This is a genomic window from Halorubellus amylolyticus (assembly GCF_034808145.1).
Classification (GTDB): Archaea; Halobacteriota; Halobacteria; order Halobacteriales; family Natrialbaceae; genus Halorubellus.
In genome coordinates, this window is record NZ_JAXHGM010000005.1 from 62,753 (window position 1) to 77,786 (window position 15,034).

A 15,034-nucleotide genomic window follows, 5' to 3' on the forward strand; every position below is an offset into this window, starting at 1 on the left:
GAAGAGACGGTCACGGCGACCCGTAGGTCAGCTCGATGACGACCAAGCGCACGACAACGCGCTTCGTCGTACACTTCCCTTCACTCGTGTCTCCGTCACCGTTCCAGTCCGTGGTCGTCCAGTCCTGCTCGTCGAGCGTTCGCTCCCACGCTGGGCCGTAATCCGTACCGTCCACGTCAACCACGACTTCGAATGACGACGATTCCGTCTGCGAGTGCAGGAGTTCGGTCGACTCCTCGACCATACTCACCTCGACGTTATCGGTCGAACCGATAGCACGGGCCGACTGCTTATCATCCATTTTGACCCGAACGAGCGACACCACCGCGCTCCCGTCCGTACACTTCATCGTCGGCCGCAGCACCGCCACCGACGCCGAGCCGTCTCGGCGGAACACCCCACCGGACTCGTACGCCACGGCGGTATCGTCCATGTAGTACTCGAACGACCTGATCGACTCCGTCGTACTGAACGTCCCACCGTCGACGTTCACCGTTACGTCGGTCGAATCGTCCACGCGCAACTGCCCGCCGCCGAGGTTCAGCGACCCGCCACGCCGCGTCGCCTGTCCCTTCACGATGTCGTCCATGCTCAACGCCACCGCCTCCAGCGCGCGCTCGGCGTTGGCCTTCTGCTCGCCGTCACGCACGTCCCGGATCGACGAGAACCCCGTCCCGTACACGAGCGCGACCGACGTGATGATCATCGAGAACACGATGATGAACGCCAGTACGTCGCTCACCGCGCGCTCGTCGCCGAACAGGTCCATCATCGAGTCACCTCCGGTATGGGCGCGAGAGATGGCGACGGCGGGTCGTTCTGGAGCGTCAGTTCCATCGTGCCACCCGATTCCTCCACGACGATGTAGAACGACCCTCCGTTCACGGTCGGCAGCGGCGTCGTAAGTTCAATTGCTGGATCAATCGGAACGACGACCTCGCTCTCATCACCACCAGGGGTTGATAGAACCAGACACTGTGGATCTAAGGATGGCGGCGCCAGGTCTCCCGGCGCGTCACAGTTTGTGTCTCCCTCCCGTAACTTCACGTTGTAGTTGTCCCCGGCGACGTACTCCGGATGCGAGACGCGAACGGTCATCGTTCCCCCACCGGCGTCCTCCGCGCTATAGTACGCCGACGAAATCTCCGCCGCCATCCGGTTCCCGATGGTCCGCAACTCCGTCTGCGTCGCCCGCTGCTTCTCGTCCCGGAGCAGCCCGCTCCCGCCGACGAGCAACCCCGTGATGAGGATGGTCGTGATACCGATGGTCAACACGTGCGTCACCGCGATAGACACCCCCCGGTTGTCCTCGAAGAAGCTATCTCGAATCATCGCGAGCGATTGTACACCTCCACGTAGTACTTCTCAGTGAACGACGTCTCCCCGGACTCGTACCGGACCGCGACCTCGAACTCCCAGACGTCAGCGGTTACGTACGGATCGCTGGACGCGATATCCGGGTCTGATAAATCCGCGTTCAGATTCCCAGGACTGTTCATCGCGAGCGAATAGTTGCCAGTGACGTTGTCGGCCCTGTAGAACTCAACTTGCCTCGGCGTTTCGTTCCCAATCCTCGCCCAAGGCCCGAGTTGGGAGTCGCAGTCGTCGTACCCCTGGACGCTGCCGTCGGAGAAATTGAACACCACTTTTTCCTCGGATTCGGACCCGACCAGTTCACACTCCGGGCTAGAGAAGTCAGTCGTGGGATTTGCAGTGTTGTTCACCGTTCGGAGAGCGACGTTATCATTCGAATTCCGGTACACCCACACGACGTGGTTGTCATTCGTATCCGGGTCCCGCCACACGATATGGAATGCCTCTTTCTGGTTAGCGGATGCGAGGCTCAACCGGTTCACGGTCATGTCAAAGTCACGGACGATCGCATCGCCGCTGGAGGACGTCATCAAGGACCAGTTCTTCGTGTCGGTCGCTCCAGGACCCTCAAAGTTCGAGTCGTCGTCGTCTCGAATGCGCGCCCCGTACGTAACGTCTGCACTCGTCGATTTAACCCCGAAGGACACTACTTTTGGAGAGGCTGCACCGATGACTTCGGTCATATTAGTACTGTACCAGGACACATTCTGCGTCAAGGCTGTGTACGCCGTTGAATTCGAGACAAACCTCCCCTTGGCGTTCACGCGCTCGGTCAATCTCTTGACGCCAATCTCGATTTCCTTGTTCAATAGCTGCGCATCCCGTGGCTCGCTCGCCGCTCCCGTGGACGCGACGTTCTCCGTGTACAGGACCGTGTTGAACACGACCGCGAGCCCGAGCACGATGAACGCGATGGCGACGGCGCCGACGAGGATGAGTTGCGCGCGCTCCGATCGGTCGTCGAACGCGAACCCTACCATACGATCACCTTCACCGTCACCACGTTGTACACCGGACTTTTCGGGTACACGTCCGGAATCGGGTAGTCACAATCCGGGGCTTCTTTGCATGCTTTCAACGTCCTAGTGTCGTCGGCGGTCAGTCGTTGATCGTCGAATAGCGTCACGGTGTAGGTCGCGATTACGCCACTCTGCGTCGTGAATCCGTTCCGGACCATCACCAGATTATCGCCCCCCGGATTTCCGCTCGCGTCCTGATACGACAGGATAACGTTGTATCCGTTCTTGTCCATGAAGCTATCGTTAAGCAGTACGAGGAAGCCTCTCGGCGCGCTACTCGGCGGAAGCTCGGTACTATATCCGAGGCTCCGGCCATCAGACCCGTTGAACTGACCGGGATTCTTGGAGTGGTCCCAATATCGGATCATCTTCGAGAGGTTCCCGGACTCCGCGCTCAACACGAGCATGTCCTGGGCTTCCAGACGCACCTGGTCTCTCGCGTCGCGGTCGACCGTCCCGCCCGTCGTCGGCGTGATGACGACCGACTGGAGCGCGAACAGGACCGCCGTCAAGATGAGTATCGACCCGATGAACCCCTCGAGCGTGTACGCCTGACCCCGATTGTCGTCGAACATGTTCACCACACCCTCACGACGAGCAGACACCCCGTCTTGCAACCCGGAACACCTTCAATTCTGATCACCCTCGTCGTCGACGCCGCCGCCTGATTCCGCGGATAGTCGTCGCCAGCGACGAGTGGTTTGGAACCACTCCCGAGGTCCGCTTCGACGATTGCGCCGGACCGGCTCTGGACCGTCACGTTCACCTGCGCAGTCGAACGCAACCCGAACTCCTCCCGAAGTTCGTCCCCGTTCATGTCTACGATGGCATCTAACGACGAGTTCTCGAGCGTCCGCGATCGATCGTCGACCGTGGTCGTATCGACGACCGTCGACGCGACGCGGTCGGACTTCGCCGGAATCGCGTCGGTCACCGGCGACCCGAACGGCGTCACCGTCGACGGCACGAACGCAAACGTGAACGTCACCGTCAACAGGAACACGCTGATACCGATCGCGAAGTCCTGCGTCGTCTGCCCGCGGTCACGACCCCGCAGGCCCGTGAGGTCTCGCCCCGACATCATCCTGCGCCCACCGCAGCCCAGACCACGAGCGCAATCGTCAGCAGTACCAGCACGAACTTCAAGCCACTCGTGATGTCAGCATCACGGATGTAGCCCGCGATGACGCCCGACAGGATGGCCTGCATCGTGACCGCGTGGAAGAACAGCATCGACAGCAACGACACGTTGATGCTGCTCCCGAGGCCCGCCGCCCCACCACCTGCCGCGGCACCGCCACCGCCGGACGAGTTCCCCGTGACACCCTGGAGCGTGTCCAGGAACTGCGTCTTCAGGATCGCCATCACCGCCAGCAACGTCAGGTACGTCATGATGATGATGACGACCTGCATCCGCGTCCGCGACTTCCGCTCGCGCTCGATGTCGTCCTGGTTCTCCGACGCCTGCGCCGCCGTCGACAGCACGTCCGTGATCTGGCTGGACGCCTCCTGGGCCTTCGAGATGAGTTTCACCGTCCGCGCCATCCGCGGCATGTGGTACTTGTTGTTGAACTCCACGAGCGCGTCCTTCAGGCTCATCCCGTAGTTCACCTTCGCGTGCATCGTGTCGAACTCCGTCGCCATCTTCCCGCTCGTCGTCTCCGACACCGTCTTGAACGACTCCAGGAGCGTCAACCCGGTGTCGTTCGCCGACGACAGCTTCCGGAGGTTGTCCGAGATGTTCGACACGATGGCCTTCCGCGAGCGCACGTTCCACTCGCGGAACACCGCGAACGGCAGGAAGATCAGGTACGCCGGGACGTAGACGTACACGAACGTCCCCCAGACGGGCGCGTTCTGCATGCCCTCCCAGCTCGTCGGCACCGACCCGGTCAGTGCCGCGACGACGACGATGGCGATCGCGAGCGGCACGGTTATCGCGGCCGTGTACGCCGGGTTCTCGCGGAAGAACAGGTGCGGGGCCTTCAGGACGCGGATGGTCTCGTGCGTCCCCTCCTTGTTCTTGATGCGCTTGAACATCGACCCACGGTCAGCGTACTGCTCGACGAGCCCGAGATTCAGGAGGCCCGAGTCCTGCTGTTGCAGCAACCTCTCGTCCGCGTCACTCGGTAACAGGTACCCGTCTCCCACCTCGTCCTCCTTCACCGTCGACACCAACACCAGGAACCCGAGGCCGGTCAAGGGGATGAGACCGTACACGGTCCCGTACAGCATCGTCACCTGTGCCTCGCCGAGCATCTGCATGATGACGAGGATGATGATGAGCAGGAGCGGGAACAGCGACAGCGTCATGTACATCTCGCCGAACAGTTCCAGCGTCTCCAGCGTGAGTTCCTGTTGCTGTTTCGCCGTCCGCATGTGCTTCTCCTTCTTGTCGTACAGGAACCCCTCCATGTCACCGCCGGAGTTCACGATTGAGAGCATGTCCGTCAGGAACTGCGCGAGTTCGTCGCTCGGCGTCTCCATCGCCTGGTTCCGGATCGCGGTCCGGTAGTCCGTGTCGAAGTACTCCGTCTCCTGAACGATGGACTGGAACTCCTTCGCGACCTCGCCGTACGTGTCCTCCGCGGCCGCCATCGCCTCCAGAATCTCGAGTTGATTCAACCCGCCGACGGAGAGCGCGTACATGAACGACACCGCGTCCGTCAGGAGCATGTTGATCTCGCGGTTCCGGCTGGACGCTCGCGAGTACGGCACCGCGACGAGCGCACCGAACCCCATCGCGAACCCGATCGTCCCGAGGAACAACCCGGTCGCGAGGATGAGCGCCGGGACCTTGATGAGGTTGATGAAGTCGATGAGCGCCGGGTTCGTGATACCGATTCCAGTCAGGCTCTCCGTGCTCGGGAGGAGGAACGTGAACACGAGGTACCCGATGAGCATCCCCATCAGCCAGAGGATACCGCCCGCGATCACGCCGATTCCGAGCGCACGCGACAGGTACATCTCGACGGTGTCCGTCATCCGGGACTGCGCGAGCTTCGTCTCCACGTCGGCGACGAAGTTCGAGTCGTCGGCGAACAACCGCGTGTACAGCGGGTAGAACATGTCGCCGAGGCTGTCCGACCCGGCGTCGAACCCGCCGTCTTGATCGGTCGTTTGCAGACTCATTCCTCGTCACCGCCGCTCGAGAACACGGACCCGTCGTCCTCGTCGCCCCCGTCGTCCTCCTCGTCGAACACCCCACCGTCGTCACCGCCGCCGAACACGGAATCGTCGTCGTCCGGCGGCTCGGCGTCCGCACCGTCGTCGTCACCGAAGACGCTGTCGTCGCCGTCGCCCGTGTCGTCGTCCTCGTCGAAGACGGCGCCGTCGTTCTCCCCGAAGATGGAGTCGTCGTCCTCGTCGAAGAACGGCTCGTCGTCGTCGCCGAAGAACGCGTCCTCGTCGCCGTCCGGGGTGTCGTCAGCGGTCGTCTGGTCCTCGTCGCCGAATATCGCGCCATCGTCCTCACCGCCGCTGGCGGCTGAGTCCTCCTCGGCGCCGTCGTCGACGTCCTCGGTGGACGACGCATCCGTCGACGCCGCCGAATCGCCCGCGTTCACCGCCTCGCGCGCCGGTTCGTCGTCCGCCGACGACTCGCGGTCCTCGTCGGTCAGCGCCGGGAACTCGGAGTCGATATCGCCCGCGTCGTCCTCCAACGCTCCGTCGTCCTCGCCGAACACCGCGCCCTGCTCGTCGGGCTCGTCGGCGTCGAACGCAGCCCCATCCTCCTCGAACACAGACCCGTCGTCAGCCCCAGCACCGACCGCGTCCCCGTCGTTCCCAGCCTCCCGTCCCTCACTCGGGGCTTCCTGCACCTCACTCGGAGCCTCCTGCGCTTCGCTCGCGGCCGCAGCACTCTCGTCCTCCTGCGCAGCACTTCCGGGCTCAAGTTCCGGCGCATCAGCTGGCGCCGACGCCCCCGCGGAACCCGCTTCTGCACCGCCCGTCGATCCGCCAGACCCCTCGCCGAACGGATTCGCGTCGTCGTCCTCGCCGAACGAGAACCCGCCACCGTCGTCACTCAACCACGACGGCCCGTCCGCCTCCCCGCTATCACCGAACGAGAAGTCGTCGTCCTCGTCGTCCCCACCGAGCATGAAGCCATCGCCACCACCGACGTCGTCAAGCGAACTCCCGAAGTCGAAGTCGTCGTCCTCCGACTCCACCGCCTCCGACGCGTCCACGTCCTCCTCGGTACTCACGCCACTGAGCGCGCTCGCGAGACCACTGGGAATCTTCCCACGGTACTCCTCGAACATCGACTCCTCCGCACGCTCGAGGATGTCCTGCGCGAGATTGTACGTCTCGTCGTCCGGGTCCGGCCGCGGAACGAGCTCCTCGTCCTCCGGGTCGACGTCGATGAGGACGGACTCCATCTCCCGGAGGTCGGTGAGGCTCTCCTCCAGTTGCCCGTTCGCGATGAGCGTCAAGATCGTCTCGGGGTCGTTGATGAACGCCTGCACGATCGCGGCGACCTGCGCGTACTCGTTCAACCCCGTCTTGACGATGTACGCCAGGATGACCCGACGCTTGAACAGCTCCTCGTCGAGCTTCTCCTGCCCCCACCCACGGTCGAACTTGATCTCCTCGACCGTGTTCGAATCCCCCATCTTCAGGAACTCGTCCGTCTCCGCCTGCCACTGGTAGACGTCCTGAACGTTGATCTCGTCGTTCTCCGCGTCGTAGTGATTGATCTCCGTGATGTTCCGGTTCCGACGCACCTTCCGGCCGTTCACGCGCGTCTGCGTCTGGATGCTCACGAGGTCGAGCGCGGTGAACATCGTCTTCGAGACGTTGATCGGGTCGGTCGTGAACCGCTTCAGGACCTCGCCGACGGAGTCCGCGTGGAACGTCGTGTACGTCGTGTGCCCCGTCGACATGACCTGGAACAGGACCCGTCCTTCCTCGCCACGGATCTCGCCCATCACGATGTAGTCCGGCCGTTGCCGGAGTGCCGCACGCAGCAGGTCGAACTCGTCGACGTCACCCTGCGAGTCCTCGCTGAACGACGGTCGCGTGACGCTCGCCACCCAGTTCCGCTGGGGGAGTTCGACCTCGCGCGTGTCCTCGATGGACACGATCTTCGTGTTCGAGGGAATGAACAGCGAGATAGCGTTCAGGCTCGTCGTCTTCCCGGACGCCGTCCCACCGGCGAAGATGAGGCTCTTGTGGTTCTCGATACAGAGCCAGAGGAACGCCATCTCGTCGAGACTGAACGTGTTCCAGTTGATGAGGTCCACGGGCGTGAACGGGACGTCCTTGAACTGACGGATGGTGTAGTTCGTCCCGTGGTCGCTCACCTCTTTCCCGAGCGTCAACTGCGCACGCGACCCGTCCGGGAGCGTCGCGTCGACCTGCGGCCGCCGCTTCGAGATACCCTTCCCGGAGCGCTGTGCGAGCTTCACCACGAAGTCGTCGAGCTCGCGTTCGCCGTGGTAGATGTTCGAGATGATCTGCTCGTACTCGCCGTGATAGACGAAGATCGGCGAGTTGTGCCCGTCACACGAGATGTCCTCGACGTTGATGTCGTGCTTTATCGGGTCGATGCGTTCGTACCCGATGAAGTCCCGTTTCAGGAAGTAGAGGAGCTTCTCGACCTGGTACTCGTTGAGCGTCTCCTGGTCCTCCTCGAGGATGACCGGCTCCGGGCGAGCCCTGATACCGTCGAGTTCGCGCCCGTACCCTTCCGCGTCCTCGTCCTGTCCGTCCGGGACGGCGGCGCCGTCCACGTCCGCCGTCCCGAAGAACCGTCGGATGCTCTCCGTGATGGACTGCGTGCCCGACGCCGCACCCGCCGAATCGGACGACGCCGGCGTCCCCTCGAAGAGGTCGTATCGCTTCAACAGTCGCTTGGTCTCCCGGTCGATGACGTCCCGTCGAGCGTCCTCGTCGCCCTCGACGGCGACGTCCTCGTCGCTGTACTTGATCGCGGTGCGGAGCTTCCCCGTCATGAACTCCTCGAGGTCGTCCTCGAGCTCGTTCATGTACGGCTGGACGACGTAGTACTTCCGCTCGTTCTCCTTCTCGGAGAGGAAGATAATGACGAACGCGTACGGCTTGTTCACCCAGTAGCGCTCCTCCTCGCGGAAGTGCGTCTTCTTCTCCATCGGCACGGACTTCTCCAGGTCGTACCGGTTCACCACGGTCGTGTTGCCGCCGGGGTCCGAGAAGAACTCGTCCTCCTCCATCTCCTCCTGGACGTTCACCGTCCGTTCCTCGACGACGTCCGCGAGCTCCTGCGCGAAGTCGTCGCCCTGACTGAGCACGCCCTCGACCTCGTCGTCCTCGAAGCTCAGGTGGTCGGTCTCGTCGAACTGGACCTTCTCACCGTCGCCGTCGGTCGGGCACGACCCGTCGTCCTCGTAGTAGTACTGCCACTTGAAGTTCTCCCACGTCCAGGTGTCCTTGACGACGGGCGTGGTCTCGGGGTCGACTGCGTCCTTGAACTCGTTCCAGAGCCACTTCGCGCCCGGTGCGGCGTTCTCGGTGATGTGGTCGGCGAGGTCGTCGGGGTGGACGCCGAGGTACGGTTCGGGGTCGAAGTCGACGCGGTCCCAGTCGCCGCCTTCGGGGACCGTCTGGACCGTGCCCTCCTGCGTACCCAGCCCCATCCGACTCGAGTCCTCTGTGGTCGTGTCCTCGACGTTCCGGTAGAGTGCGGATACGTCGTCGCCGTACCCGTAGTCTCGCATGAACTCCCGCCAGGTGTACTCGCCAACCCGAACCGAGGAACCGTCGGTCGGGCCATCGGACGCCGCCTCGTCCGACGCCCCAGAATCGCCCCCATCGAGCCCGTCTTGCCCCGTCTGGTCGGCGTCGTTAATAGCCATTGCCTACCCCTTTACGCGTGCGAGCAAAAAACCTTCCACCGATTATCAGGCGTGATATCGACACGCTAGTCTCGTCAATCTACTGTCTAATAAGGCGATTATCCTCTCGCCGTCCCGCTGTTTTCTCGAAGACGGAAACTGAACGCATTGGTCTTATTCCGACAGTATCTAAGTGATATGAACGCTCGTTTATGTTGGCGACCGTGGTAGTAAATTCCACCCACTATCCGAATGAGGACTCGCGGCGGTAACATCGAGTTACCTAAACGACTGACGACCGCCGCCGGCGCTCACGCGAGTACGACGACGTTAGCGACTCAGACCAGAAAGCACCCTCGTCATCGGCCGGAGCCACGCACCCGCGTCCCCGATGTCCCAGCCGACCCGCTGGGCTTCCGTCGCGGACTGGCGACCAACGCCACCAGCAGGAAGGGAGCCGCGGCCCCCGCGTCGAGCACGAAGACCGGCATGAGCGGGTGCACTCGATACAACGCGTCGATAGTCGCAGGCGGCACGACCATCGGGTACCGACGGACGTCGACGTACCGGCGATAGTACCCGAGCTCTGGCGGCGCCGAGAGCGTCACCGACACGTTCTCATTTTCTCCCGGCCTGACGACGCCGCTCGCCGTCCCAACGGCGACCGCGTCACTTCCCGGCTCCACGTAGTACCGGGTCGGGAACAATCGTCCCCCTGGGACGCGGTACGTCGTCGTTTCGGACTCGCCAGCGGGGATGACTCGCGGCCCCGGCAGGTCGCTCTCCGCGCTCACGACGTCGTACTGCACCGGGCCGAGTGGCAGGACCATGCTCGCAGTCGCCGCGACGACGACGACGGCAGCGGCGAGGAGCGCGACGTTTCGGACCGACAGCAGCACCCTTCGGTCGAGGTCCCGGTCACGATTTTCCGGTCGCCGACCACGCGCGTTCCCGCGACCGCCGAACAACAGCAAAACCACCCCGGCAGCTGCCGCTCCCAGCCACAGTCTCGACCCGTCGAGACTCGAGAACCCGAGTCGTCCTATCAGGTCACTCGTCGACTCCCGGACCGCCGTCACGCCAGTGCCGAGAGCGGGAATCGCGAGCACGCTGCCGCCGACCTCGAGTCCGATGGCGACGACCTGCTGGCGACGAACGGGCGGTTCGCCCGCGGACTGGTCGGTGAACGGGTTCGCGTCCCCCTGTGTGACGTACCCATGGTCGTTCTCCCGAACGACGCGGTGCGTGGTTAGCCCGCCGCCGTTGAGCTCCTGCGCCCGGTAGATGATCACGTCTCCCTCCTCGGGCGGCCCAGCGATAGCCGTCGGCACGGCGACGAACCCGTCGCCGCTGTCGAGCGTCGGCGCCATGCTCCCACTCCGTACGTAACTCAAGAGCAGCGGCTGTCCGACGCTGCTCGCGACGAGGAGGATCACCGCCACGACGACGACCGCAGTGGACAACCTCCCAGTGACCGAGGGCATGTACCTTGTCATCTCTGCCTCGTGGGCAAAAGCCTGTTTCCCGTCAGAAACGGGGGTTGAAGTCCAGGTACCGTGCCGCCAGGGCGGCAGCGGCCGCCAACACCAGAAGTGCGACGACGAGAGCGGTCAGCGGGTCGATGCCGTCCGAGTCACCGGGCGGCTGGGCGGTCGTCGGCGGCACGTCGGTTCCGGTCGTTGGCGAGGGCGGCGTGGGCTCGACCGTCGACTCCGTCGTGGATTCGCTGGTACTCCCCGGGGCGGGAGTGGTGGTGGGACCACCGCCCGACGTGGTCGTCGGCCTCGTCGTGCCACCGCCTCCACCGCCATCGCCGCTGACCGTGATGAACCCAGCGGAGCGGCCGTTGAGCCGCACCCTGAACGTGCCGGGCTCTTCGAGAACGTGCGACAACTGCACCGTCCGGTTCGAGAGCGTGCTGATCGTCACCGTCCGCTCCTCGACCTGCCGCCCGGAGACGAACAGCTCGACCGTCACCGTCCGCGTCTCACTGTACTCGTTGACGAACTTCGCCGACACGACCAGCGTGTCGCCAACCTCGAACTCGTCCCCGCTGAGCTCGACCTCCGTGAGGCGGACCTTCGGGTCCTCGCCACCACCGCCGCCGCTACCACCGCCGCCGCTACCACCGCCGCCGCTACCACCGCCGCCGCTACCACCGCCGCCACCACCGCCGTCGTCGGTCATGGTGGTCGATTCCGTCGTGGTCGGTTCGGTCGTCGTCGTTCCAGTCGTTGTGGGCGCTGTGGTCGTCCGGATTGTCGTGGGGGTCGTCGTGGTTCCAGGGTCGTCGTCCTCCGCGATATTGGCGTGGATGGTCAGCGTGCCGTCGAAGTCCACCGTCCCACCCTTGGTGTCGACGCTGAGTCCGACGAGCATATCTTCGCCCGGGTCGAGACCCACCTGGTTCTGTGGGCCCTCAATCGGCTCTCTGTTACCGTCTTCCGTCTCGTAGAACGTGACGCGGTTACTCGGGTCGGTCACCCACACGTCCGCTTCCTGACCGTTGGTGTTGGTGATCCGGAGCACTTCGTCGAACCGCGTCAGTGCGTCCTCGTTCACGCCGGCTCCCCCCGAACTGATGCTCTTGAGGTCGATGCTGACGTTCCCGGTTTCGGGATCGGTCGTCACGTACTTCTCGTTCGGCGCGTCAGCCGCCTCGACACGGATTCCGCTCCCGACGGACCCGGCCTGCGTTCCGCCGAAGAACGTCGCAGTAACCGAGATGGCTACCACCACCAGCACGACCGCAACCAACACCCCGCTTCTCATGTATCGAACATATCAAAACGCAATTGTTCAGCTGTCGCCTGTCGGACTCGGCCCCGACCAGATTCGACTCGCTGATTCTCGAATCCAGGGTCACCGAGTCGGAAGTCAGACACGACAGACGACGTGCGCACTCGCATTGCCTACACTTGCAGCTATAAGACTATTGTATTAGTCGTCTTGAACGGACGCAAAACCGGCATGAAGACGGGGAATCCCGTCAAGGGTGTCCGATTGCGCGAAACCGGTCTGCAGTCGGACTCGTCGAAGCGTCTCGCGTCCACGAGTGGGAGCCCCCGCTCAGGGTACAGCGGCTGGGAATTAAAGCCTCGAATGAGGCCGTAATCGGTCTATTCCCCACATATACAAGGTTTTGAACTGAATTTTGTTTGCTCAAATAGGTGCCTGTTCGGTTCAAGATGCTGAATACAATGACTATGTATGTTGTTGGTGCTCTTGTATGGAGAGACGCAAACTGCTAATCAGTATCGGCGCACTCGGGGCAGGCGGCGCGGCCGCCTTCGGCACCGAGGCGTTCACCAGTATCGAAGCCGAACGCTCCGTCGACGTATCCGTCGCTGGCGACTCCAGCGCCTACCTCGCGTTCCAGGCGCTCGACAGCGACAACGCGGGAGACTACGTCACGACAGAGAGCGACGACACGCTCGCGATCAATCTCGACGGCGACGGGAACGCTGGCGGTAGCGGCGTGAACCAGGACGCGATCACGCAGGTCGAGGACCTGTTCAAGATCGTCAACCAGGGCACGCAGTCGACGAGCGTGTACTTCGAGGACGACAGCGACGCCGTCACGTTCCGCGTGACGCGCTCGACGGACACGAGCACGAACGGCTCGAACGGCCAGTCCCTCGAGGACGCGGACAACTCCGTGGAGCTCGGTGTGGGCGAACAGGTCGTCATCGGCCTGACCATTGACACCCTCAACAACGACGTCAGCGGGAGCCTGCTCGACACCGTCACCGTCGTCGCGGACGCGACCGCGTCGGCACCCAACCAGAACGTCCCGCAGCCGCAGTACATCGTCGACGGCAGGGGGAGCGAACCCAATACCTTCGCGACGCTGTCGGATGCACTGAGAAGTGGCGCAATCGAGCAGGGTTCAGTCGTTGGTATCGAAGGTGGACAGAAAATCGATGAATCCGGAGAGAACGTCAACTCTGCCGGGAGCAGTCAGGACCGGATTGACATCGAAACAGCCGATGTTACGATCACTGGCTTCGGCTCTGGAACGGCGCAAATCGACTTGGGCACGAGGCAGACGCTCAAGGCAGTTGCTGACGGAATCACGCTCCGAAACCTGAAAATCACAGAGCCGGGGACCGCTGGTCGGACGATCGACCTTGCAGGGTCGAACGCGACAGCGGATGGCCTGACCGTCACCTCGGGTTCGGTAACGGGTGGTCCACATATCCAGACGAACGGCGCGGATACCACGATCAAAAATTGTGACGTCAGCAACGGCCCGATCGCAGCGAGCGGTGCCAGTGGCAAGTTGAAGTTGATCGGCAATTCGGTCGACACCGTCAAAACTGAGGGAATCTTCGGCTTCGGTAACGATTCCAACCTCGACGTCGAAGCGAAGAGAAACATTGTCACAAATCACGATACGGGTGGTAGCGGGTCCTCAGAGATCAAGTTCGACACGCCGCCGGCAACGATCAACAGCGAGACCGCCACGCAAGCCCAACTCGAGGCGTTGCTGGTCGACAACACGATTTACTCTGCTCGAGTGAACGGGACCGTCGGGACAAAAGTCACCTCACAACTATCTAATTTCAATTCGGTTCAGACAGCCGTAGACGGCGCCAGTAGCGGCGGTGTCACTCTCGTCGAATCTGGATCGTATACCGAGTCTATCTCGGTCTCGACGAACGGTCTGATGGTCAAAGGTATTGATAACCCGGTCATCAAGGGAGAAGGAACAAGCTCAGGCAGCAGCCCACATGCGGCCATCCAGATTAAGCCCTCTACCGTCAAAACCCGCATCGAAGGGCTCACCATCCGGAACCCTGATGGATACTATGGTATCTACGTCGGATCTGGTTCCGGAAGTCAGGATATCGATCAGAACGAAGTGGTAGGCAACACGATAGAGAAGGTATCCACTAATGTCACCAACTTCAGCAGCCCCAGTCCAGTGGCTGGTGGTGTGGCTGGTGTGTACGTTAGAGGGAACCACGACAACCGGGTTGCTGTGGAAGATAACCTTATCCAGGAAGTCGATACGACTGGCGGCAGCGGCGTGAATGCCGCCGGCATCAGTCTCAAGTCGTTCACTGACGACACCGCAGCAAAGGGGGCAAGCATCCAGAACAATCTGATAAGAAATGTCGCTGGCTCCGGCCGGAACAAGGGTATCTCGGTCAACGGAGACTACGACGGTGCGAAGGTGATCGGAAACACCATCAACTACCTCAAGGGAGACAGCAATGCGGCTGCTCTGAAAGCGATCACCATCAACCAGAACAAGTCAGCCGCCCCAACGCCAGACCCTGACGGTGACTCCTTTAATGAATGGATAGGCCCTGTCAATTTCGAGGTCAAGAAAAACGAAATCGATAACGTGACTGGAGTCTCGGGCAACTCGTGGGGAATCGCGGTAGGCAACTACGAGGAGCTCGATTCTACCATCAGCAACTACAGTTCCGGACAGTCCGACTACAAGGGTGTCGAGAACAACAACGTCCTTGACACCGATCTCACGGTTGGTATTGGGCGATACAATCTTGCTGAAACGAAGACAAAGAATGGGGTTCCTGCGGGGGTTGAGAAGGGTGACACTGACACACTCGTAGTTGACGGAAACTACTACGGGGACGCCGACGGACCAACTGGAAAAGACGTTAACGGCAGTCTCCCTGGTGATACTGGCGCACCTGTGGCGACGGTTGGCGCGGACTCGCAAAGCGAGAGGAGGGTCGACGTCAAGAACTTCAGCAAAAGCGCGAACAGCGACGCAGGGTCGTCGCTCTAATCCCCATCAGGGCACGAAGAGAGCGACAACGCGCCGACCACCGTTGACGGTTTTTTTTGAGA

Annotated in this window: 10 protein-coding genes; 1 reads left to right on the top strand and 9 read right to left on the bottom strand. The window is 62.3% G+C overall.

Features of this window, described 5'->3' with window-relative positions:
• Positions 1-10: 10 nt before the first annotated feature.
• From SM754_RS13270 to SM754_RS13310, 9 genes are all read right to left on the bottom strand, one after another.
• A complete protein-coding gene (locus tag SM754_RS13270; RefSeq protein ID WP_323676720.1) occupies positions 11-772 on the bottom strand; it encodes a DUF7289 family protein in 762 nt (253 codons plus the stop codon).
• Positions 769-1,332, bottom strand: a complete 564-nt coding sequence (locus SM754_RS13275; RefSeq protein WP_323676721.1) for a DUF7266 family protein — start codon at positions 1,330-1,332, stop codon at positions 769-771. Before SM754_RS13275 ends, SM754_RS13270 begins: the two co-directional genes overlap by 4 nt.
• Positions 1,329-2,354 carry a DUF7261 family protein gene (locus SM754_RS13280; RefSeq protein WP_323676722.1) on the bottom strand — a complete coding sequence of 342 codons (1,026 nt, stop codon included), beginning with the start codon at positions 2,352-2,354 and terminating at the stop codon, positions 1,329-1,331. Before SM754_RS13280 ends, SM754_RS13275 begins: the two co-directional genes overlap by 4 nt.
• Complete coding sequence (locus tag SM754_RS13285) at positions 2,348-2,968, bottom strand: DUF7288 family protein (protein ID WP_323676723.1); 621 nt, start codon at positions 2,966-2,968, stop codon at positions 2,348-2,350. The genes SM754_RS13280 and SM754_RS13285 overlap by 7 nt, the downstream gene beginning before the upstream one ends.
• Positions 2,969-2,970: 2 nt before the next feature.
• Positions 2,971-3,477 carry a DUF7287 family protein gene (locus SM754_RS13290; protein WP_323676724.1) on the bottom strand — a complete coding sequence of 169 codons (507 nt, stop codon included), beginning with the start codon at positions 3,475-3,477 and terminating at the stop codon, positions 2,971-2,973.
• On the bottom strand, positions 3,474-5,525 hold the full coding sequence (locus SM754_RS13295; RefSeq protein ID WP_323676725.1) for a type II secretion system F family protein: 2,052 nt from the start codon (positions 5,523-5,525) through the stop codon (positions 3,474-3,476). Before SM754_RS13295 ends, SM754_RS13290 begins: the two co-directional genes overlap by 4 nt.
• Positions 5,522-9,229, bottom strand: a complete 3,708-nt coding sequence (locus SM754_RS13300) for a type II/IV secretion system ATPase subunit (RefSeq protein WP_501993791.1) — start codon at positions 9,227-9,229, stop codon at positions 5,522-5,524. The genes SM754_RS13295 and SM754_RS13300 overlap by 4 nt, the downstream gene beginning before the upstream one ends.
• 338 nt (positions 9,230-9,567) lie before the next feature.
• Positions 9,568-10,692, bottom strand: a complete 1,125-nt coding sequence (locus SM754_RS13305) for a signal peptidase I (protein WP_323676726.1) — start codon at positions 10,690-10,692, stop codon at positions 9,568-9,570.
• 43 nt (positions 10,693-10,735) lie between these two features.
• Complete coding sequence (locus tag SM754_RS13310) at positions 10,736-11,980, bottom strand: hypothetical protein (RefSeq protein ID WP_323676727.1); 1,245 nt, start codon at positions 11,978-11,980, stop codon at positions 10,736-10,738.
• A gap of 457 nt (positions 11,981-12,437) precedes the next feature.
• On the opposite strand from SM754_RS13310, the gene SM754_RS13315 reads away from it, so the two are divergent.
• A complete protein-coding gene (locus SM754_RS13315; protein ID WP_323676728.1) occupies positions 12,438-14,972 on the top strand; it encodes a hypothetical protein in 2,535 nt (844 codons plus the stop codon).
• Positions 14,973-15,034: the final 62 nt, after the last annotated feature.